General features: G+C 63.6%; 27 protein-coding genes. 2 read left to right on the top strand and 25 right to left on the bottom strand.

Going from position 1 to position 17946, the window contains the following annotated elements; all coding sequences use genetic code 11:
• Positions 1 to 292: 292 nt before the first annotated feature.
• The 5 genes from DGO_RS21690 to DGO_RS21110 form a co-directional block, all read right to left on the bottom strand.
• Positions 293 to 772, bottom strand: coding sequence for an HNH endonuclease (locus DGO_RS21690; protein ID WP_083847267.1), 480 nt, complete (start codon positions 770 to 772; stop codon positions 293 to 295).
• A 232-nt stretch (positions 773 to 1004) separates the two neighbouring features.
• A complete protein-coding gene (locus tag DGO_RS10020) occupies positions 1005 to 1334 on the bottom strand; it encodes an HNH endonuclease (RefSeq protein ID WP_043801929.1) in 330 nt (109 codons plus the stop codon).
• A 72-nt stretch (positions 1335 to 1406) separates the two neighbouring features.
• Positions 1407 to 1739, bottom strand: coding sequence for a hypothetical protein (locus DGO_RS10015; RefSeq protein ID WP_014685395.1), 333 nt, complete (start codon positions 1737 to 1739; stop codon positions 1407 to 1409).
• The gene (locus DGO_RS10010) at positions 1736 to 2215 is read right to left on the bottom strand and encodes a hypothetical protein (RefSeq protein ID WP_043801926.1); all 480 of its coding nucleotides are present in this window, start codon (positions 2213 to 2215) and stop codon (positions 1736 to 1738) included. The genes DGO_RS10015 and DGO_RS10010 overlap by 4 nt, the downstream gene beginning before the upstream one ends.
• Positions 2212 to 2655 (bottom strand): hypothetical protein, encoded by a 444-nt coding sequence (locus DGO_RS21110; RefSeq protein WP_014685393.1) that lies wholly within the window; start codon positions 2653 to 2655, stop codon positions 2212 to 2214. The genes DGO_RS10010 and DGO_RS21110 overlap by 4 nt, the downstream gene beginning before the upstream one ends.
• A gap of 130 nt (positions 2656 to 2785) precedes the next feature.
• On the opposite strand from DGO_RS21110, the gene DGO_RS10000 reads away from it, so the two are divergent.
• Positions 2786 to 2998, top strand: coding sequence for a helix-turn-helix domain-containing protein (locus tag DGO_RS10000; RefSeq protein WP_043801923.1), 213 nt, complete (start codon positions 2786 to 2788; stop codon positions 2996 to 2998).
• 78 nt (positions 2999 to 3076) lie between these two features.
• Here the strand turns inward: DGO_RS10000 and DGO_RS21685 are convergent, their stop codons facing one another.
• From DGO_RS21685 to DGO_RS09920, 20 genes are all read right to left on the bottom strand, one after another.
• Complete coding sequence (locus DGO_RS21685; RefSeq protein ID WP_014685391.1) at positions 3077 to 4024, bottom strand: TIR domain-containing protein; 948 nt, start codon at positions 4022 to 4024, stop codon at positions 3077 to 3079.
• Between the two features lie 149 nt (positions 4025 to 4173).
• Positions 4174 to 5064, bottom strand: coding sequence for a toll/interleukin-1 receptor domain-containing protein (locus DGO_RS21680; RefSeq protein WP_169331006.1), 891 nt, complete (start codon positions 5062 to 5064; stop codon positions 4174 to 4176).
• A gap of 102 nt (positions 5065 to 5166) precedes the next feature.
• The gene (locus DGO_RS23265) at positions 5167 to 5553 is read right to left on the bottom strand and encodes a hypothetical protein (RefSeq protein ID WP_145975298.1); all 387 of its coding nucleotides are present in this window, start codon (positions 5551 to 5553) and stop codon (positions 5167 to 5169) included.
• Positions 5546 to 6205 carry a hypothetical protein gene (locus DGO_RS23260; protein WP_145975297.1) on the bottom strand — a complete coding sequence of 220 codons (660 nt, stop codon included), beginning with the start codon at positions 6203 to 6205 and terminating at the stop codon, positions 5546 to 5548. Before DGO_RS23260 ends, DGO_RS23265 begins: the two co-directional genes overlap by 8 nt.
• A gap of 231 nt (positions 6206 to 6436) precedes the next feature.
• A complete protein-coding gene (locus DGO_RS09990) occupies positions 6437 to 6904 on the bottom strand; it encodes a hypothetical protein (RefSeq protein WP_014685388.1) in 468 nt (155 codons plus the stop codon).
• Positions 6901 to 7257, bottom strand: coding sequence for a hypothetical protein (locus DGO_RS09985; RefSeq protein WP_014685387.1), 357 nt, complete (start codon positions 7255 to 7257; stop codon positions 6901 to 6903). The genes DGO_RS09990 and DGO_RS09985 overlap by 4 nt, the downstream gene beginning before the upstream one ends.
• Positions 7254 to 7643 carry a hypothetical protein gene (locus DGO_RS09980; RefSeq protein ID WP_014685386.1) on the bottom strand — a complete coding sequence of 130 codons (390 nt, stop codon included), beginning with the start codon at positions 7641 to 7643 and terminating at the stop codon, positions 7254 to 7256. The genes DGO_RS09985 and DGO_RS09980 overlap by 4 nt, the downstream gene beginning before the upstream one ends.
• 68 nt (positions 7644 to 7711) lie before the next feature.
• Positions 7712 to 8377 carry a hypothetical protein gene (locus tag DGO_RS09975; RefSeq protein WP_014685385.1) on the bottom strand — a complete coding sequence of 222 codons (666 nt, stop codon included), beginning with the start codon at positions 8375 to 8377 and terminating at the stop codon, positions 7712 to 7714.
• A gap of 2 nt (positions 8378 to 8379) precedes the next feature.
• The gene (locus DGO_RS09970; RefSeq protein WP_226991513.1) at positions 8380 to 8826 is read right to left on the bottom strand and encodes a hypothetical protein; all 447 of its coding nucleotides are present in this window, start codon (positions 8824 to 8826) and stop codon (positions 8380 to 8382) included.
• Positions 8805 to 9521, bottom strand: a complete 717-nt coding sequence (locus DGO_RS09965; RefSeq protein ID WP_014685383.1) for a hypothetical protein — start codon at positions 9519 to 9521, stop codon at positions 8805 to 8807. The genes DGO_RS09970 and DGO_RS09965 overlap by 22 nt, the downstream gene beginning before the upstream one ends.
• Before the next feature lie 3 nt (positions 9522 to 9524).
• The gene (locus tag DGO_RS09960; RefSeq protein WP_014685382.1) at positions 9525 to 10100 is read right to left on the bottom strand and encodes a hypothetical protein; all 576 of its coding nucleotides are present in this window, start codon (positions 10098 to 10100) and stop codon (positions 9525 to 9527) included.
• 2 nt (positions 10101 to 10102) lie between these two features.
• Entirely contained in the window at positions 10103 to 11239 is a 1137-nt protein-coding gene (locus DGO_RS09955) for a hypothetical protein (RefSeq protein WP_043801915.1), read from the bottom strand.
• Positions 11236 to 11649: a hypothetical protein gene (locus tag DGO_RS09950; RefSeq protein ID WP_014685380.1), complete on the bottom strand. Its 414-nt coding sequence runs from the start codon at positions 11647 to 11649 to the stop codon at positions 11236 to 11238. The genes DGO_RS09955 and DGO_RS09950 overlap by 4 nt, the downstream gene beginning before the upstream one ends.
• A 17-nt stretch (positions 11650 to 11666) precedes the next feature.
• Positions 11667 to 12377 (bottom strand): hypothetical protein, encoded by a 711-nt coding sequence (locus tag DGO_RS09945; protein WP_014685379.1) that lies wholly within the window; start codon positions 12375 to 12377, stop codon positions 11667 to 11669.
• Between the two features lie 102 nt (positions 12378 to 12479).
• The gene (locus DGO_RS09940; RefSeq protein WP_014685378.1) at positions 12480 to 12956 is read right to left on the bottom strand and encodes a hypothetical protein; all 477 of its coding nucleotides are present in this window, start codon (positions 12954 to 12956) and stop codon (positions 12480 to 12482) included.
• Entirely contained in the window at positions 12940 to 14460 is a 1521-nt protein-coding gene (locus DGO_RS09935; RefSeq protein WP_014685377.1) for a hypothetical protein, read from the bottom strand. Before DGO_RS09935 ends, DGO_RS09940 begins: the two co-directional genes overlap by 17 nt.
• A 10-nt stretch (positions 14461 to 14470) precedes the next feature.
• Positions 14471 to 15793, bottom strand: a complete 1323-nt coding sequence (locus DGO_RS09930) for a terminase large subunit domain-containing protein (protein ID WP_050920771.1) — start codon at positions 15791 to 15793, stop codon at positions 14471 to 14473.
• Entirely contained in the window at positions 15790 to 16518 is a 729-nt protein-coding gene (locus DGO_RS09925) for a terminase small subunit (protein WP_014685375.1), read from the bottom strand. The genes DGO_RS09930 and DGO_RS09925 overlap by 4 nt, the downstream gene beginning before the upstream one ends.
• A gap of 15 nt (positions 16519 to 16533) precedes the next feature.
• Positions 16534 to 16737 carry a hypothetical protein gene (locus tag DGO_RS23255; RefSeq protein ID WP_014685374.1) on the bottom strand — a complete coding sequence of 68 codons (204 nt, stop codon included), beginning with the start codon at positions 16735 to 16737 and terminating at the stop codon, positions 16534 to 16536.
• A 201-nt stretch (positions 16738 to 16938) separates the two neighbouring features.
• On the bottom strand, positions 16939 to 17595 hold the full coding sequence (locus tag DGO_RS09920; protein ID WP_043801912.1) for a hypothetical protein: 657 nt from the start codon (positions 17593 to 17595) through the stop codon (positions 16939 to 16941).
• Positions 17596 to 17648: 53 nt separating this feature from the next.
• On the opposite strand from DGO_RS09920, the gene DGO_RS09915 reads away from it, so the two are divergent.
• Complete coding sequence (locus DGO_RS09915; RefSeq protein WP_014685372.1) at positions 17649 to 17945, top strand: hypothetical protein; 297 nt, start codon at positions 17649 to 17651, stop codon at positions 17943 to 17945.
• Position 17946: the final 1 nt, after the last annotated feature.

Here is a 17946-nt window from a genome sequence, read left to right as displayed (position 1 = left end):
GTCGCGGTCTACTTTTCGCCGCGCGGAATTCCTGAAAGTCGAGTGCTCAGCCTCTGCCAAGAGCGTGCTGAGCAGTTGGTTCAGGAGGTGGGATTTATCAAAGCCCAAGGCTTCGAACAGTCCGGTTCCACGGTGAAATTCAAGGTGGTTTCACTTCCTGGTGCTGGGCAGGTCAGCAGAGCCCTCGTCTGCACCGTGACTGGGGACGCCCGTAGTCCCCGAGTACGCATAGACGACGAGAAATAGAGGAGCCCGCGCTGAGGCGGGCCTTCGAGGTCAGTTTAAGTTGAGGTTAGGGCGTCGGCGGACTGAACCTTTCGGGCATGAATTCCCAAGGCATCTTGTTGTACTTCTGCCGGTTGCACGGCTCACAAGCGATCACGATGTTCTCAGCAACGTTTGCGCCTCCACGAGAGATAGGGATGAAATGGTCAGCGTGCCAAGGGCCAGCGGTTCGGCCCACCTTCTCGCCGCAGTAATGGCAGCAGCCACTTTGCCGCGCAAATGCGGCGCGTAGATCAGTACCCGTGATCTTGCCCCCGTCGCCAAACCGCAAGGCTCGCTGGGCAGCGGTACGCGCCTTGAACTTCTCCGGGTCGCGCTGGTACGCCTTGGCCTTGGTATCCCTGCCACGCGCCTTACAAAGCTCAGGGTGACGCTGCCTATGCTCGCGGACGCGCTGTCGTTGTCTCTCAGGATTGGCTGCCCGCTCTTGTCGGCTGCGCGTCTTATTGCGTTCACGCTCTGCCGCCGCCCTCATCGGATCGGCCATTCGCTCACGGTACGCACGCCGCTGTCTTTCCAGAGCTGAGCCGAGGTTACGGCTGCGGGATTCTAAGGCTTGGCGTCTAGCCTTTTCGGGGTTTGCCGCATAGCGAGCGCGGGCCGTGATCTTGATGCACGCGCGGCACCAACTATGTAGCCCAGTTGGACTTTTACTCTGCTTCCCAAAAAACTCCAACGTCGCCGCCTTCTCCTCCCCACACTTGCTACACCGCTTCGTCTCACCCGTCACGTCCACACCCCTCCTCAAACCGGGCAGGCCGGTACTCCCAGGGAAAGCGGTCGCCCTTATCCCGGTTGCACCCCGCGCAGGCAACCACGATGTTGCTCGCCCAATTCGAGCCGCCCCGGCTCAGCGGGATGAAGTGGTCTACCTGCCACTTGTTTGGGCCGTCGAAGTCCAACTCTTCCCCGCAGTAGTGGCAGCGGGCCTCCTGCTGGTCAATGCGCCGTTCTACGTCCTGCCCATCGAATACGCCTTTCGCCCCGCACTTCCGGGCGCGGGCGCGGTTGCGCGTGCGGTGCCTATCGTTGGTGCTGTAACTGGTCATCCTGCTGTCCTCCCCTGGGACTGGAAGTGGAAGGCCCACCCGAAAGTGGGCCACGCTCGTTTACCGACTCACTCAGGCCGCAGGGAGGAAGGGTTGAACTCCCTCCGGCGGGAATGTCCCGGCCTTGTAGTCCGCTTCCACCTTGGCTCCGATCTGGAGCAGGTGCTCATGCAGGTCCACCACGCCGGGCAGGGTGCCCCAGACACTCAGCCACGCGCTGACGACGCCCCGAACCTGCAATTCGAGCTGGTCGTAGGCGGCGTCATAGATGGCGCGGCGTTGGGCGCAACGGGTACAGAGGTACTCAATCGCACCCGTGGGATAGTGGTAAGGAATGCCGTTGGGAGCTCCGCAGGAGTCGCATACCCCGTACAGGGGCAGGGGGCGAGCCTGCCCCCCAGTCACGCCCAGCCCTCAGCTACCGGGCGAGGCTCTACTGGAAGGATGAGCTGCCCGTCCATCGTCCAGCCGTCTGCCGTCCAGGCCAACTCGGGGCGGCGCAGGGGCACGCCGTCCAGCCAGAGGTCTGGCTCGCCCAGTTCGGGAAAGTCGGTGAGGAGGTCGGCCAGCCCATCCAGCAAGACCATATGAGTGTCGAGGTGACGGGGGAGGGTGCCGTGGTAACCGTAGCTGCCCTGAGCATCCTGTACGGCTAACTCGCCGTGCCGGGTATCCCAGGCCCAGCCCAGCCCCAGGGCGCGCAGTAAGCCCAGCACTTCCAGGGTGGCGTGGTCGGGGTCAGTGCTGCCCAGGGCGTCCCAGTTCAGGCGCAGGGGCGTGGGTACATCACTGCCCCACTCAGGGAAGAGCTTGGGAGCGGTGGTGTGGAGTCGTGCCCAGATGGGGAGGAGGCTGAGGGAGGGCAGGAGGGTGGGGGTCATGCAGCCGCCTCACCGTGTGCGCCGTGGGTGAAGTCGAGGAAGGTGAGCACGGCGTCTAACTGGTCGGGAGTGAGTAGGGCGAGGCTGTAGACGGGGAGGTCGAGGGCGGCTGAGGCGTAACCGTAGTGCTCTTTGGCGGGGATGCCTGCGCGGCCCAGCTCGCGGTGCAGCTCGCGCGCGGCGGGCTTGCCGATGGTAGGCACGGGCACCGGGGCAGGGGTGAAGCTGTAGACCTTCGTCAGCGGGCAGTCCAGCACGGCGGCCACATCGTCGAGGGTGACGCGGCGCAGGAAGGTGGCCGGGTAGATACCCGTAGCGGCGGCGTACATGTCGGCCCCGCTGGCATCCACATGCAGCTCCTGCTGGGTGTAGCTCAGGGCATTGAACACGCGGTAGGTGCCAGGGGCGGGAACTTTTTGCTGCTGCGCGTCATACTTCATACAGACCTCCAGGGGTCGCAGAGAAGGGGGTTCATCTTTGGTCGGAAGGACCCCTTTTCTGCTGCCCTCATAGTAAACCCGCTGGGTTGACATGTCAACCCTTGAGGTTTACGATATTTACAGTTAGGAGGTGAGGCATATCGAAGCAGAACTGATCGGAGAGCTGGAACAAGCCATGCGCCGGGCTGGCAAAACTCAGGCCGAATTTGCAACCTTCAAAGGGGCCAGTCGGCAGGCCGTGAATCCCTACTTCACGGGTAAAAAAGCACTGCTCACGGACACTGCCCTGGAGCTGTTCGAGTTCTTGGGGGTGCGCGTGAAGCTGGAGCCGATAGAGCCATAAAATTTTCTCCTGTATTTCCGTGGTTAAGTGATTTGCCTGTCCAATGGAAAGCCCCCAGCATTGGCTGAGGGCTTCTAGCTATTGCTCATTGGTTATGACTAATCGCATTCTTGAATTATTATGAGCCTCGCAAATACTTCCTAGCCAAGCTCTATACTTATCGTAGCTCTTGGCATCACTTGCCATAATGGTGAAGTGCATTTCGGAAATACCGTTATTGTTAATAACTCTATTCAGAAATATAGGAAGTTCATTTTTGGATATCTCTGCAAGAATAGAATTAATACGAATTTCTATGTCGTCTCCGTTTGTATAAGCTTTGGGAACATCTAAACTTATAGTCGGTCTTGATTTAAAAGCCAGGGCTATTTTTTCTGCGGTAGTATCTATATTCCTTTGCCCTCGCGCTCGTCTATATCTGTCTTCTGGAGATTCCTTAGTCTGCTGGGCAATCTGTCTAAGGAGAGGCAGCATCTCGTCCAGCTTGTCGCTATCCGATCTGGGCGGCGGGGTAGTACCCGGATTGGCTTTCTCCCGCTTTGCCTCTACTTCGGCTACCCGCTTCAACTCCGCGTCCAAGTCACCCCAATTCTTCTCAAAGGCGCGCCGGAGCTGCGGCTCAGCCAGGGGGACGGGAAGCCCTTTGTTGATTTCGACCAGCATCCGCCATGTGCCGTCCTCGTTCGCCTCTACCCCCTGGAAGGCGGTTAGCGGCGAGCTGCTGACATCGGCAGGTTTGAAACCGAAGGTGTAGGGGATGACCCGGCTAGAGCCGACCATCTTAGAGAGCGCTCCAGCTTCGTAGTTGATCCAGGGCTGGAACTGGTTCTCTGGCGTGAGGATCAGAATGCCGTAGTTCCGGCTCTCTAGCTCACCAGAAATCTGGTTAGCCCATCGGTCGCCCACTGGGATGTCCTCGCCGGACATCCAGGGTTCGAGGCTCTGGATCACGTCCGTCAACCACCCGCGCAGGAAGGTGGCGATGCTTTTTGACGGCTCCTTCGACCAGCTCAGGAAGACTTTCATTGGCCTCCAGTGTATCCAGGGTGGAGTAGGGGTCGGGGCAGAAATCAGCACGATCTCACCTCCAATTGAAAGCCCCGCATGATGCGAGGGCTTCGATTTTTCTCTATGGCGGCCATCTTGGCTGTTTAGATTTTTGGAGATAATCCATATTAAGCGAAGGTGACTCCATCGCTCTCGATATGCCCATCTTCAAATAAGACGGCCCATCTAATGATGACTTTCTCGCTGGTATATTCGCTTAATGTCTGATGTGCTCTTATCCTCAGCTCTTCCTTTCTCTCGTCTGTCATTGGCACTGTAATTATAGATATTTCTCTACCTTTAGCTTTTATTTCTATTAAATCGGTAGATTGGCCTAGGTCTTTACCAAGCTTATTGGCAAGACTCCGAATTTTTGCTGGAGTGACTTTAGAGCTAAGATTCTCAGCTCCAACCTCGGGAGGGGAGTTATTAATATTTCTAAGTATTGTAAGCATTTCATTCATTTTATCATCTTCATCTCTAAGGCCAGATTCTTGATTAATATTTTTATTATTAGATTTTTCAGCCAAGGCACTAGCGTCAGCTAACATATCCTCTAGCTCAGGCCAGAATGCTTCAAATGTTTTTTCCAAATGCCTAATATCCCTTGGTTGACTTGAGAGGTTGTTCAACGACTGAACCAACTCCCAAGTGCCACTTTTATTAGACTGTTTACCGTGAAACTGAGAAAGTGGACCGTTAATGTCATTAAACACCACATCTAGCAAGTAGGGAACTACTCTAGCTTTGGAGTCACCATTTTCTGAAAGATTATTTGAAATAGCGCCAGCTTCAAAGTTAAGCCAGGGGGAATTTCTGTTGCTAGCGGTTACACAAATTACACCAAAGCTACTAAGTTTGAGACTGGCTTCGATTTCTTGGGACCAGCGGACTCCGGCACCTAGGTCCTTATCCGACATCCAAGGTTGTACACCGGGCAGCACCAATTCGATCCATCCCTTAAGTGCCTTAGCAACCTGCCTGGAGGGCTCTCCGGACCAGCTCAGGAAGACTTTCATAGACATCCAGTGTAGCCAAGTGGGGCGGGAGTAGGGGCAGAAACCAGCACGTTTCACCCCCAATGAAGCGCCCCCGCGCTGGGCGGGGGCTGGCGATATGTTTCACTGTACTGTTGAGATCCCTAGCTCATCAAGTTTTCTGATGGTGGCTTCGTATGCCTGAACTGCATTTTTATAGACTTTTTGAATTTCTATATCTGATTGGCAATGGTAGCGCGACTTATAGCTCATTTTTACTAGTTGACTGAAGCTAAATGCCAAATCAGGCTGTGGATCTGGAATATCTGTTTGCAGAATTCTCTGTATGCTGCCGTAGTTGAGATCTGGTGCATCGTAACCCGGTCTTACGCCGCTGATATATGCTCGACAGCCGTGCAGGCAGACATACATCATGACCGTGATAGACCAATCCGGATATTCTGTCGGTATCGTATCTAAGAAACGCCGATTGTGCTTTGCTTGTTTTTGGTGGCGTTCCCGGTTAGGCATGGACTGGGATGAAGTCTATCTCATCAACCCAGCCTCCTGCTGCATTTACCGCACTCATCAGGGCAACACCAATTTTCTGGCTCGGCTCGTATTCGTACTCAACTTCAGGGTTGACTAGGCACTTGAGATTCAACCCTCCCTCGCTGCTGCGCTCTACCACAATATTACGGAGTCCAAGGGGATTGAGCTGCTTGACTGCTACTAATGCGGCTCTTTCATCTGGAGTAGCACCGAGAACCTCCATAGTGCCGCCCTGATCTCTCTCCCAAGCAGCTATCAGATCCCGCAGAAATGCATTAAATTCCTGCTTATACTCCATCAACGTATCCATGCTCTGTTCCAGCCCGCTACGCTTGAACATTTGCATAATCGCTGGACCAGTCCGATGAGCGTTCTTTAGCAGCTTCCACAAGTTGGGAGGCTTTTGAAAATCTTGCTGCGCTGCTCTGGCCTGCTCATACAGCTCTCGCTTGGTTGACTCATCAAAAGTCAGCCAAGCCTCGGCTAGCAGGAGGCGTACCCGCCGGATCTCCTGTATGGGGGGCAGCCCCGGGATGTCGGAAGCAGGGGGGGCCGATACACCTACTTGGCGTGCGGACATCTGCCCCACGGTCAAGAGGAAGGAATTCATTGTTTTTCCGGATAAGGTCATCTGGCACCCCCCTTGGAGCGACGTGTTGTCACTTGCCGACTCTACTGCCTCAGATCTTACGAAGATAGGACTTTTGGTGAAGAGGGAGAGGGTAGCCCGTTACGGCGAATAAATTGTGATTTGAGTGAGGTAGTGGGGAGACACATATGCCTAAGGCACGTAGATAACACCATTTCCTCCCTGCACTAGCGCGCACGTCCAAACGCGCACGGCAGAGCTAGACATCCCGCCCTAACGCACCGCCGCTCTCGCTCTCAACAAGAACAGCTCCTGCATGCGCCTGAGTGCGAAGACCTGCGCGCCGGTCACGATGGGGCCGGGTGCCGTCCAGTTCACCCCACTGCGCCCCAGGCTCAGGGGGTCCGCGGGGTTGTTCTGTAGGAGCGCCAGCTGTTGCAGCTGCGCCAGACTCATGCTGTCCTGGCCCGTCTCCACATAGACCGCGTACTCCACGGTGTTCAGCACGGTCACGCTCGCTCGGTTGCGGCTGGCCCGGCTGCGGGTATCCAGACCCCGCAGGAGATCCTGTGACCGGCGGTACGCCCCGGGGGTGGTGGAGTAGATATTGACCCGCGCCCCCAGAATGAGATGCCCCAGCGCCTCCGCCCTCACCGTCTCCGCGATCTGCGGCATGGCGTCGCAGGCCTGCTCGAGCTTGACCAGGGCGTTCGTCAGTCTGCGACCATCCAGCTTGATCATGCGCGCATCCCTCCCACTTCCTGGAACTTCTGCCAGAGGGCATCCTCGGCCGCCTCACGGCGCTCCTGCACGGCCTCGGGCGTGTATTCCCATGGCCGCGCCATGCGGGCCAGGGCGTCCCGGTGGCGGTTGAAGGGCGAGAGATCGTAGTACGCCCCGCCGGTGTCCTTCTTGGCTTTCGGGTCCACGTACCGCCGGCCCAGGTCCATCTGGTCCCCCATGCCTACGTCGGTCAGGAAGGCCTCTCGCTGGGCTGCCTGTCGCTCGCGCTCAATCTCGATGGCCCGCAGGATCAGGCGGCGCGGCCAGGTCATGACCTCGGCATAGGCCGCTGCGCCGAACTCCCGGATCACCTGTTCGTCGAGGGTGTCGTCTGGGGGGCCTGACGCGCCCTGGCTTGCTCCAGTCGCCGCGTCAGGCCCCCCAGTTTTCCCTCGGCTTCCTCCACGTCGTTCAGGTCCCACAGCGTGTCCAGCACGGCCAGGACGTCAGGCCAGGGCAGCGGGCCCGCCAATGCGCTGCCCCGCGCCACGCTCGCCGCCGTGAGCCGCCAGAACGCGGCCCACACCTGCGGCTCTACAGCGTCGGCCTCATAGGCGAGGGCCTCCCGCCGCAGCTCGCCCAGCGTGGCGGTGAGGGTAAACAGGTCGATCAGGTGGCCGTCTGCCGCTCCTGCGCCCCAGGCGCAGAGGGTGACTGGCCCCGTGCTGAGCACGATGGTTCGCCGAATAGAGTCCATGCCCAGCCTCCAGAAAATAGGAATCTCGTGTTGGGGTGGGCCGCCCAGGAGGGCAGCCCGGTGAGGGCTCAGGCCGGGAGGGCTTCCTCGGCCAGGATGTCCAGCAGCGCCGACAGCTTCTCGCGTGGCACCGAGAACAGGGCGCCGTACTGCGTGATCTGCGCGTCGTAGGCCGACAGTTCCGTACCCGGCGTGTAGTCGAAGGCCTGGAGGCTGACCGTGAACAGCGCCGTGTCGTTGTCCTGCGAGTCGCCGAAGCCGTTGCTCTGGAGGAACGCGCGGGGGTGCCACGCGACGCGCACGATGTTGCTGTTGCCGCGCTTGCTGATCACGATCATGCGGCCCAGCAGCGACGCGCCGGGGTTGAAGGGGCTGACCTTCGTGCCAGCCAGCGGCCCGGTCGTGATGGCCGTGGCCGGGGTGCCGCCGTGCAGGTCGCGGATCAGGTCGTCGGGGGTCAGCACCGGGATCTCGTAGGTGACCTCAATCTCGGTGACCGGATTGGCCAGCGTGACCGGCGCGCCGCCTTCGCGGTTCTGGGCCGTGACCGGCGTGCGGGTGATGTTGCTGGTGGGGGCGATGGTCGCGTCGGCCGGGAAGTACCCGAGGTCGGCGAAGTCACCGGCCGAGATGCCGCTGAACAGGTCAACCGGCGAGAAGAGGACCTGCCGGCCTTCCTTGCTGAGGTTGGCGGCGAGCAGGGCAGTGGCGGTGTTGACGACAACGAGGGACATGGTTACTCCTGGAGTGCGGTGGACATGCCGTCCACGGTGAGGACTTGGTAGGTCGGGCGGATGGTCCAGACACCGGGGCTGAGCTGGACAGCCTCAGCGGGGGTGACCTGGGGATAGGGGCCGGGGTCCCTGGGGCTGCCGGCCAGAGCGCGGCGCACCAAGAGGGCCAGGGCGGCGGCGGTGGTGGGTGAGGCGGCAGTGGCGGCCACGGCCACCCAGAAAGTGGCGGTGACACTGTTGGCCGAGATGGGCAGAGGTTCCTCAACCTGCACGTATCCCTGGGGATGCTGCGTGAGGTACCCGACCAGCCCCGCCGCCTGCCCAGGCTTGCGGCCCCCCTTGGGCATCTCAAGGTCCTCGGGGGGCAGCACAGGTACCTCGGGGGGCAGCGCAGCGCGCAGTCGGGTGTGCAGATCGGTGGCGATGCTCACCCCGCCACCCAGGAACACGCACCGATGCTCTCGCCGCTCAGTGGATCCACCTGCCCCCAGAAGTGCAGGGTCAGCGTCCCGCCGTCGAACGGAATCCGCGCACCCTCGCCGGGTGCTTCCTGCCCCGGTGCCACGGTCAGGAACCTCACGTCTGCCTGAGCCAGCTCGGGCACCGTGCTCACCGCATGGGCATAGGCCCGACTCCGGGGATCAGCGGGCCAGACACTGCCCTGGAAGGCAGGACCGCCGGTGGGCGCCAGCTTCGTGTACGGGTAGAGAAAGCCCGCGTTCTCGCCCAGCGCCCCCTGGAACTCCTGTTGGAGGGCCTGCATGTCCAGACTCAGGTCGTCCATCAGTAGGTCACCTCCATCTCGGTCGAAGTGCTGCCCCCGGCGGGGCTTTGGGGCCGGCCCAAGGCCAGAAGCCGTGAGCTGCTCTTTCATCTGGGCTCGGACCTCAGCGATGAGGGTGGCGAGATCCTGTTGCACCTCCGCCCCGCTCGCCGCCTTGAGCCGCTCGGCCTTGCGCGTGAGCTGCCGGAGCTGCGCGCCGAGAAGCACGTATCGCGCCCCAGCCTCCTGCTGGGCTTCCGAGGCGGTGCCGCGCGCCTCGGCCTGCTGGACCACGTAGCCCAGCCGGGCGGTGAACTGGTCCGAGGTGTCGCCCAGGTCGCTGGCCCTGAAATCCAGCGCAAGCCGCTGCGCGAGGTCCACGGCTTACTCGCTGGGCGGCGAGGCAGGTGCCGTGAGCGCGTCGAGAATCGGCTGCGCGTACTTGTCGGCCACGCCCGACACCTTCTTGATGCGCTCGAGGGCGTCCTCGGGCAGCACCTTCCGGCCTTCCAGGGCGGCCACCTTCTGGGTGAGGGTGGACACCTGGGCCAGCGCGTCGCCGCCTTCCTGCTGCGCGCGGCCCAGCTCCGCACGCACGGAGGCTGCTTCCTGCTGAGCGGTATTGCGCTCCTGGGTGGCCGCGTCCAGCGCCGCGACACGCTCCTTGCTCTCGGTCAGTAAGCGCTCCAGGGTCAGGCGGTGGTCCTCGCTCGCCTTCGCCAAATCCTGCTGGGCTTCCCGTAGCAGCCGCCCGTTCTGGGCCGCCAAGTTCAGGGCATCCTCGCGCTCGCCACGCAAACCCTGCACCTGCCCGAACAGGCTGTCGCGGTCAGCCCGCAACTTCTCCAACTCTTCACCCCCAACGGGCGTAGAGATCTGCGCCGGCTCCTGCTGAACCGGCTTGCCATCGGCGTACACCTGCACGCCGTCCACGATGAACACAGGCTTGTCGTTGCTCACGTTCAGCCCTCCAGGCCGTCAGGCACGGTGTATGTGCTGTGCGTGTAATCCAGCACCGCCGCCGCGCCCCGGTTGAACACCCCGTAACCGAACTGCTCCACGAGGAAGTCGGCCTGCAGCGGGAACACGAAGCCCCCCGCGTAGATCCGCAGACCCTGCCGGATGGGCTGACGCGGCACCCGGCGGCGCAGCACCTTGGCCGCCGCGTTCACGTCCAGCGTCAGCGCGTACCCGACGGGCATCCACCCCCGGGTACGGACCACGCTGCCCCCGAAGTAGCCGATGTCGCGCTCGGTCGCGTTCGCCGTGTCCAGCGCGGCCACACCCACGCTCTGATCGGTCGCCACGCGCACCCGCGCGTCCATCAGCGGCACGAAGCCGGTCAGGCCCGCCCAGCTCTCCGCGTCGGCCGGGTTGATGAACGTCACCAGCTGGGCGTTGATGGTGTGCTCCGCGACCGTCCGGATCAGTGCCTGCGCGACCGTCGTGTTCAGACCGGCGTTGGCGAGATAGTGGTTGTGGGTGCCGTTGAAGGTCGTGAGGTTGGGGGAGCGCGGGGGCACCGTGCCGTCGCCGTTGTAGAGCCGCTTCACGGTCGTCTCGGTGCGGTCGTCGACGTACCCGTAGTGCGTGTAGTTCACCGGGTTCATCAGCGCCGCACGGATGCTCGCGATGTGCTCGGCCAGCATGGCCTGCTCACCGGCGATGGTCGTCAGGGCGATCTGCGCCGGGGTGGCCACCAGCAGGTAGTCGGCGTCCCAGCCCACCGCGTGCTGGTTGGTGTCGATGGGGTAGCCCACCTTGCCGGGCGCATCGTCCTTCTTGGTGCTGACGCGGCCGACCTCGTCCACCTTCTTCGCGCGCGCGTTGCTGGTGACCGGCTGAGGTTCCTCGCGCTCGGTGGTCTGCTCCGCGAAGAGGTCCGTCATCTCGATGACCCGCGTGTTGTGGTTCGCCAGGTCGTCGAGCACCGCCTCGGCCACCGCTTCCCGGCCGAACTCGGTGATCGTCTGGTTGGTGACCTGCGTGAGGTCGGCCAGCGAGTAGGTCCCGGTGCGCTCGTCACCGGTCCGGCGGTCGCGCACGGCGAGGGCGGCAGCGCTGGCCAGCAGTGACAGGGTCAGAGGGGATCGTTTCATGTCAGGCTCCCGACGCGGATGACCTGCAGGTCGTTCGGCGTCACGGCGAAGAACGCCCCCTTGCTGTCTTTCGCGGTGGGGGCGTCGGCGATGCGCCCAGGGGTGGCGCTGACGTAGTACAGGTTGCCCACGACGAGGCTGCCGTCGTCGCTGGCGTGGAACACGGTGCCGGTCCCGAAGTACGTGCTGGGCTGCCCCACGCGCTTGCCCTCGGGCGTGATGCCCGCGAAGACGCCGCTGCCGCAGGGGTAGAGCTTGCCGTTCCGGCCACCGGGCCGGACTTCGACCGGGGTGCCGCCTGCGGGCATCTCGACCCCAGCGAAGTTGTCGCCGGCGTACTGGAGGGCGAAGCGGGCGCTGGTCGCGTCGATCAGCACGCCCTTTTTGGTGGACTGAGGAATATCTGCCATGAGGATGACCTCCTAGGTCACATGGAGTAGCGGGTGTCGGCACGCTTGGCCGCGAGGCCGTCGCCGGCCGTCTTCGTCTGGGGAGCGCCTGCGCCCCCGGTGGTCACGCGCCGCTGCTCCTGCTGTTGCTGCTTCTTGTCGCCCGAGGCGTCTGCCCGCAGACTGCCTTCGAAGTCCGACCAGTGCTCTTTCGCGTACTTGTCGAGCGGCGCGGTCTTCTTGCCGTCCTCGTACTTGACGGTGACGGGCTTGCTCTTCTTGCCGTCCTTCTCCACCTCGGCCCCGATCTCGAAGGTCAGGCCTTCGGCCAGCCGAGTCAGCACGGGCAGCTTGTACCCGGCGGCCTCGGCCACTTCGCGCAGCGTGTCGCCCCGCTCGCGCCCGGCGAGGGTGACCACGGCGGCGTCGCCCTTCTCCAGTCGGGCCCTCACGTCTTTGCTTGCGCCCAGGGCGGTGAGGGCCTCGTATTCCTTGGCCTCATCAGCGGTCAGCACCCGGCTGCCTTCCGGCACGGCCTTGGCGCGGGCCTTCTGAAGATCGCGTTCCAGCTCGACCTGCTTGGTCACGAGCTGCTCGTGGCTCTTCTTGCTCAGATCGGCCCGCTTTTTCTCCTCCCACTCCTGCTCGGAGAGCTTGGGCGGATCGGTGTCGTCACCGGTCAGGTGGTCCCGGAGGGCGAAGAGGGAAGCGGCGAGCAGGGACAGGGTGGAGGTGTGGGAACGGCGCATGCGGTCCTCCTGGGAGCATGACGAGGGCCCGCCGCCTGGGCGGGCCGCGAAGGGTCGAAACGGGGCTTACATCCGGCCTGCCAGAAGGCCCACGGGCAGGACTCAGCCGGCTGAGTCCGGGAAGGCCGCCAGCATCGACACGCGGTAGGCCCTGGCATAGCGCGTGTCGAGGAAGGCGGCCCAGGTGAAGTGCTGGAGCGCGGGCTGGCAGCTGTCGCTCACGGTCACGTCGCCGGTCATGGTGTCCAGCACCAGAGCGACGGCGTGGTAGAGCACCTGGCTCTGCCCCAGGAAGGTAACCATCAGTGGCACCCGGCCGGGCCTGATGGTGTGGGCATGCTGCCGCTGCCACTCCCAGAAGGAGGGACCGACCGGGTCGGCGTAGCTGCGCTGGATCACGAGGGCGTGGAAGATCGCGACTCCCGCCTGGGCCAGCCGCGAGAGCCAGAGCAGCTCGTCGGTGGGGTCGCCGGGACCGTCACGCGCGTAGGCCAGCCAGACGGGGTCGTGGGTGAGGCCATAGGTGGCGAAGTACAGGCACGCGCCCGTCTCGCCCTGGGGCTCATGCGCCAGCTGCACCGGTACCCGCCTCCTTTGCCTTCGCCGCCTGTTCGGCCTCCACGCGCGCCTTGACGCTCGCGACGTCTGTCAAACTGGGCGTGCTTTCGAGAAGGCTTTCCAGATCAAGGCCACCCTTCTCGTACGCGCTCAGCTTGGCGAGGTACTCGGCGAGATTGGCACTGTCCACGTCGAGGTACATCCGGGGCCGGAAGCGCACGGCCGCGGCTTCCCGCAGCGCTTCTTCCCCCACGAGACTGGATGCCAGCATGAGGCCCGCCCGCAGCGCCCAGGCCATGCCCGCACCCGTGTCCACACTGGCGAAGATGACCCGCTTGTCGTGGGGCTTGCGGCTCACGCGCTTGCTCTCGCCGCTCACCTCCAGTTCGCCGTCGGCTGCCCAGCCCTGGTCGAAGGCCGCCATGACCTTGCGCCCCCAGTGGTTGATGCTGGGGATGCTGTGCGTCCGGGGGTCCACCGGGTCGATGATCTGGAAGGTCGGCGTCTCCCGGCCCCCATCTGTCGGGTTGTCCCGGTCGTCCTTGGGAATGCCGATGAGGGTGATCACGACGTCGGGCCCCGCCTTCCAGGTGGTGGGCTTCCCGAGGTCGTCGACCGGCGTTTCGGCGTTGCCGGTGACGATCATCCGGAAGCCGGTCATGTCGTCGTTGCGGCCCATGTAGGTGTTGGCCGCGTTCAGGCGGTCCTGCGCGTCGATGGCGCTGGGCGTGATGGCCGTGCCTCCCAGGCGGTCGGCGTGCCACATGAGGTACTCGCGGCGGCGGCTGCCCAGGCGCGTCTCGTCGTAGAGCGGGTTGGGCATCGGCTCGCCCACCGGGTTCAGGGCCAGCCCCCCGACCCGTTGGTAGAGCTGCACGGTGTCCTGGGTGTGGAACTCCACCCACTTCGTGGTGGTGCGCCGCACAGGGTCGGTGACCTGGTAGGCGAAGAAGTACCCGAGGACGCGGCCGTGGGCGTCGATCACCGGGCCGCCGTCGCGGGGGTCTACCGACTGCACATGCACCAGCTCGAGCGCCTCGGCCAGGGTCCAGGCGGCCCGGCTTTCGATCAGGTCGCGGTACTCGTCGGGGATGTAGACCCGCAGCACCATGCGGCCCGCCCACTGGTAAGCCCAGGCGGCGCTGCGCAGGGCCGTGATGAGGGCAGCCTCGGTGTGCCAGGTCGTCATGGCGTCCACGCGCTCGTCGGGGCGCACGCTCTCGCCCGCGCCTTCAGGCGCGGCCTCGCCCGTCGAGATCAGGGTGGCCGGACCTTCCAGGGCCTGCCAGTCGGGGTCTTTGTCCAGCTGACCGTCCACGATGCGCTTGATGGCCGGACCGATCTGGTCATCCTGCACGAGGCTGGTCAGCACCTGGGTCATGTCGCCGCCCTTGCCCTTGCGGCCCTTCCAGAAGCTGCCGTTGACGCCAAGGGTGCGGCCGGAAGCGTAGAGGCCCAGCCGGTTGAGATCGGTCTGGGCCTCGTTGAGACGCGCCAGCAGGAGGCGCAGCAGTGGGTTGTTCATGTGCCTCCTTTCAGGTCGTGACCGTGGACTGTCGCCGGCGCACCGGCCCGGCTGTAGGTCCGGAGCGGATCAGCGTGGCGGCGTAGCGCAGGCCGTCCAGGCGGTGGAAGGTGCTCTTGTCCTCGATCTCGTCGGTGGGCTCACCGTCTTCATCCAGCTCGCGGCTGTATGTCGGTAGCTCGCCGTCCTCTTCGTCGCCCCCCACGAGACCTTCCAGGTCTTCGAAGAAGTACAGCTGATTGGACTTGAGGAGCGCGTAGGCCCGGTCAATGCCGACCTCGACCTCGCTGACCTCTGGCTTGAGCACCGGCAACCCGGCTGCCTTGAACTCGTCGCGCCAGTTCTGCTCAGACCCTGCGCCGCCGACCGCCTTCACCCGGCCCATGGGCTCACCCACACGCAAGGCGGCCACGTGCTCTTTCGCCGTGCGGCCCCCGTGCAGGTACTCCTCGTACACGAACCAGTGACCCGTATCCGGCTGCTGCGCCAACTTGACCACGCAGGTATTCACGGCCCCGAAGTCCAGGCCCCAGACCCGCTCCCAGGTGTCGGGAATGGGGAAGCGCTCCAGCACGTGCTTCTCCGCATCGAACACGTCGTAGATCAGACCGGCGGGGCGCGTGAAGACCCCGTCGTAGAACATCCGAAACTTCCAGTCCGGCATGGCAGCCTTCCGCTCGTCGTATTCGGCTTGGCTGAACATGGGATTGTCCACCGAGCGGAAGTTGATCAGCTCGATGAGCTTGCCGTCCGCCTTGTCGTGAAGGTCCCGCTTCAGCCAGCCGATGTAATACGGGGTGGTGCTGTAGAGCACGCGCCCCCGGTGGATGGCGAGGCGGCGCATGATCGCGTCCCAGGAAGCCTTCTTGAACTTCTTCTGCCCCGCCTCGTCGAGCCAGGCCGCCTTGGCCGTGGCGGACTCCAGACTGTCCGGGTCCTGGGCGTGCCCGAAGAAGACCTGGGTGGGAATGTCCGGATGGTACCGGTCCCCGAAGGTGACCCGGCTGCCTTCCTCGCTGAACACGAACTTTTTCGTGGGTGAGCCCGTGTAGTCGCCCAGGCCCAGCTGCCGGTCAAACAGGCGCATGAACTCGGGCCGCAGCTTGAGCTCCAGGAGAGGGAAGGAAGGGGCCACCACGAGGTAGTCGCCCGGGCCACGCCGCTGGATCTCTCGGTACAGCCAGAGGGGGCCGAACGACGTCTTCCCAGATTGCGTCCCCGCCATGACCAGGACGTGGCGGGCCTCGCTCTTCCAGGCCCGGTACTGGCCCGCGTGAAGATTGACCTTCAGCCGACCGCCGCGTACCTCGGTGAGGTCGTGGACGGCCGTCACTGGGCACCCTCGGGCGGCACGATGTCGATGCCGATGACCATGCCGACACGACCGGAGTGCTCGTGCTTCTCGGTAAACAACTTGTGGTGCTTGCCCAGCAGCTCCTGCGCGCGCAGGGCGTCGGCCCATTTGAACTTGAGGCCGCTGGGCCCGTACTCGGCCCCCTCGACGAACTGAAGCACGCCGTTCTGGCGTGCGGCTTCCAGGCTGGGCACGGTGCGGTACCGCGTCTCCGTCCCGACCTGCACGCGGTATGTGGCCGCTGGGTTCAGGGCCAGCTCTACGGTCAACTCCGAGATCTCGGCTTGCAACCTCTCAATGCGGGACTTGAGCACCTCGGGGTCATAGGCCAGCATCTGCCCAACCTGGGCTTCCAGATTGTCGATCTTGAACTGCAGGGGCCGGTCCTCGTAGACCGATACCTCATAGGCCTGCTGCTCGAAGAAGTCCTCACCACTGAGGCGGGCGCGCGCACTGAGGCGGGCCAGCACCTCCTCGGCGCTCATGACCTCTTCGGAAAGCCGGGCCGCGATGTAGGCGCGCACGTCCTCGCGCTTGAAGCGGTCGAGGTACTTCTTACCCTTCTCGCTGTACTTGGCGGCCTCACCGGCCAAGCGCTTGTTCCAATTGGCGAGGTAGGTATCGGCGAGTACGCGGTCACGGGGCAGGAGGGCCGCGCCCAACTCGTCGGCGGTCTTCGGTTGAGGGGCGTCGGGCTGAGTCATGGGCGGGGTCACCTCCTAGCGGCGGGTGCGGATGATGGGCGGCAGCTCGCCCCGCGGCGGCGTCCGCATGAACGGCTCATGCTTCAGCCCCAGCTCGTATAGGTAGAACGGCTCGGTGACCTGCGGGAACACGCGCGGCACCGGCGGCAAACGCGGCGGCTCCCGGCGTTCCAGGTGCCGCCGGACCTTCGCGGCCCGGCCTCGGTTGCGTCTGGGCATCAGCAGGTACCTCCTACGGGGTGAGGTTCGGCAGCCAAGTGTCGGCAGGAAAAAGCCCCACGCGGCGGTGGGGCGTCCCTCACCGACTTCACCCGGTCGGTCTTGGTTGTGGGTACACCTGACCCTAGCCGGGCCCTGTCAGAGAAACGTGAGTGGGCAACGAAAAGCCGCCCCGGCGGGGGCGACTCTGAGGGCTTGCGTCTACTGGTCCAACTCTACAGATAGTGTATCTCGATCTTCCGCAAATGCAAGATATAGTACCTCGGTGGCCTTTGTGTCTCCCAAGTTATGAGCCAGGGCCAGCAGTACCGCTGCGTATTCCCGAGCCCGCTGCCCGGCCCACCCACGACCGCTCGCATGGATCAGGGTTGCCAATCCCCGCCCCTCCTGCACCTCGGACAGCAGCGGATCAGCAGCACAGCGCCGGACCACCGCCGACTCAGCCACCCAGCCCACAGGAGTATTCAGCTCGCGCACGCTCAGGCCGGCCGCGACGCTGCCCGCTGCATTGGTGTACTGGCCGACCAGGAAACGCATGTTGCCCCCACCACCCGAGGCGGTCCGGCTGCTGATCACGCGCGTCGTCTGGTGGACGTCCCACACCCGCAGGGCCTGCAACCACGCCTCGGCCAATGCTCGAGCATCCCGCTGCAACTGCCGGCTGCTCACCTCGGCCTGAGCCGCCCCCGCAGGACGGCGCCGTACCGGCCGCTGGGCCGCCTCAGAAACAACGGGCAGGGGAGAGCCCCCCTTACCCTCCTGCTCGGCTGCCTGGGTCTTCTCAGGGGCGGGAAGCCGCCTAACCTCCCCCGCCAGGAGAGAAGCCGTCAGGTCGGCCATGCTGAATTTGTCGGTCATGCAATGCTCCAATTCAGTTCAAGGGCAGCAGGGGTCTGTGCTATGCAGAGGTCATGACCCCGCTCAACTCCTTGTCGCAGAACCAGCGCATCGGCATCGGACTGCTGCTCCTGTTCATCGTGGTGTTGCCCAAGCAGACCGACACCCTTTGGGGTCAAGTGCTGCATACCTTGCTGACGGTCGGCGCGATGGTCGGCTTCCTGCTCATCCTGCCGCGCATCCAGAGGCAGCCCATCCCCCGGTGGGCGCGCGCACTCATGTGGGCTGCGGCGGCCTGGACGCTGTGGGTTGGCGTCCAGGGGGTCTACTGGCAGTGGAAAATCGACCAGCTGCGCCAACTCACCCCCTGAG

The organism is Deinococcus gobiensis I-0, assembly GCF_000252445.1.
Classification (GTDB): domain Bacteria; phylum Deinococcota; class Deinococci; order Deinococcales; family Deinococcaceae; genus Deinococcus; species Deinococcus gobiensis.
The sequence above is the reverse complement of the archived record's forward strand: the minus strand, read 5'-3'. Positions and strand labels throughout refer to the sequence as shown.

Bases quoted from the DNA above. Each gene is read 5' to 3' on its own strand.
- DGO_RS21690 (WP_083847267.1), bottom strand. From the start codon at position 772: ATGGCCGATCCGATGAGGGCGGCGGCAGAGCGTGAACGCAATAAGACG.
- DGO_RS10020 (WP_043801929.1), bottom strand. From the start codon at position 1,334: ATGACCAGTTACAGCACCAACGATAGGCACCGCACGCGCAACCGCGCC.
- DGO_RS10010 (WP_043801926.1), bottom strand. From the start codon at position 2,215: ATGACCCCCACCCTCCTGCCCTCCCTCAGCCTCCTCCCCATCTGGGCA.
- DGO_RS21110 (WP_014685393.1), bottom strand. From the start codon at position 2,655: ATGAAGTATGACGCGCAGCAGCAAAAAGTTCCCGCCCCTGGCACCTAC.
- DGO_RS21685 (WP_014685391.1), bottom strand. From the start codon at position 4,024: ATGAAAGTCTTCCTGAGCTGGTCGAAGGAGCCGTCAAAAAGCATCGCC.
- DGO_RS21680 (WP_169331006.1), bottom strand. From the start codon at position 5,064: ATGAAAGTCTTCCTGAGCTGGTCCGGAGAGCCCTCCAGGCAGGTTGCT.
- DGO_RS23265 (WP_145975298.1), bottom strand. From the start codon at position 5,553: ATGCCTAACCGGGAACGCCACCAAAAACAAGCAAAGCACAATCGGCGT.
- DGO_RS23260 (WP_145975297.1), bottom strand. From the start codon at position 6,205: ATGACCTTATCCGGAAAAACAATGAATTCCTTCCTCTTGACCGTGGGG.
- DGO_RS09990 (WP_014685388.1), bottom strand. From the start codon at position 6,904: ATGATCAAGCTGGATGGTCGCAGACTGACGAACGCCCTGGTCAAGCTC.
- DGO_RS09980 (WP_014685386.1), bottom strand. From the start codon at position 7,643: ATGGACTCTATTCGGCGAACCATCGTGCTCAGCACGGGGCCAGTCACC.
- DGO_RS09975 (WP_014685385.1), bottom strand. From the start codon at position 8,377: ATGTCCCTCGTTGTCGTCAACACCGCCACTGCCCTGCTCGCCGCCAAC.
- DGO_RS09955 (WP_043801915.1), bottom strand. From the start codon at position 11,239: ATGAAACGATCCCCTCTGACCCTGTCACTGCTGGCCAGCGCTGCCGCC.
- DGO_RS09950 (WP_014685380.1), bottom strand. From the start codon at position 11,649: ATGGCAGATATTCCTCAGTCCACCAAAAAGGGCGTGCTGATCGACGCG.
- DGO_RS09945 (WP_014685379.1), bottom strand. From the start codon at position 12,377: ATGCGCCGTTCCCACACCTCCACCCTGTCCCTGCTCGCCGCTTCCCTC.
- DGO_RS09935 (WP_014685377.1), bottom strand. From the start codon at position 14,460: ATGAACAACCCACTGCTGCGCCTCCTGCTGGCGCGTCTCAACGAGGCC.
- DGO_RS09925 (WP_014685375.1), bottom strand. From the start codon at position 16,518: ATGACTCAGCCCGACGCCCCTCAACCGAAGACCGCCGACGAGTTGGGC.
- DGO_RS23255 (WP_014685374.1), bottom strand. From the start codon at position 16,737: ATGCCCAGACGCAACCGAGGCCGGGCCGCGAAGGTCCGGCGGCACCTG.
- DGO_RS09920 (WP_043801912.1), bottom strand. From the start codon at position 17,595: ATGACCGACAAATTCAGCATGGCCGACCTGACGGCTTCTCTCCTGGCG.
- DGO_RS09915 (WP_014685372.1), top strand. From the start codon at position 17,649: ATGACCCCGCTCAACTCCTTGTCGCAGAACCAGCGCATCGGCATCGGA.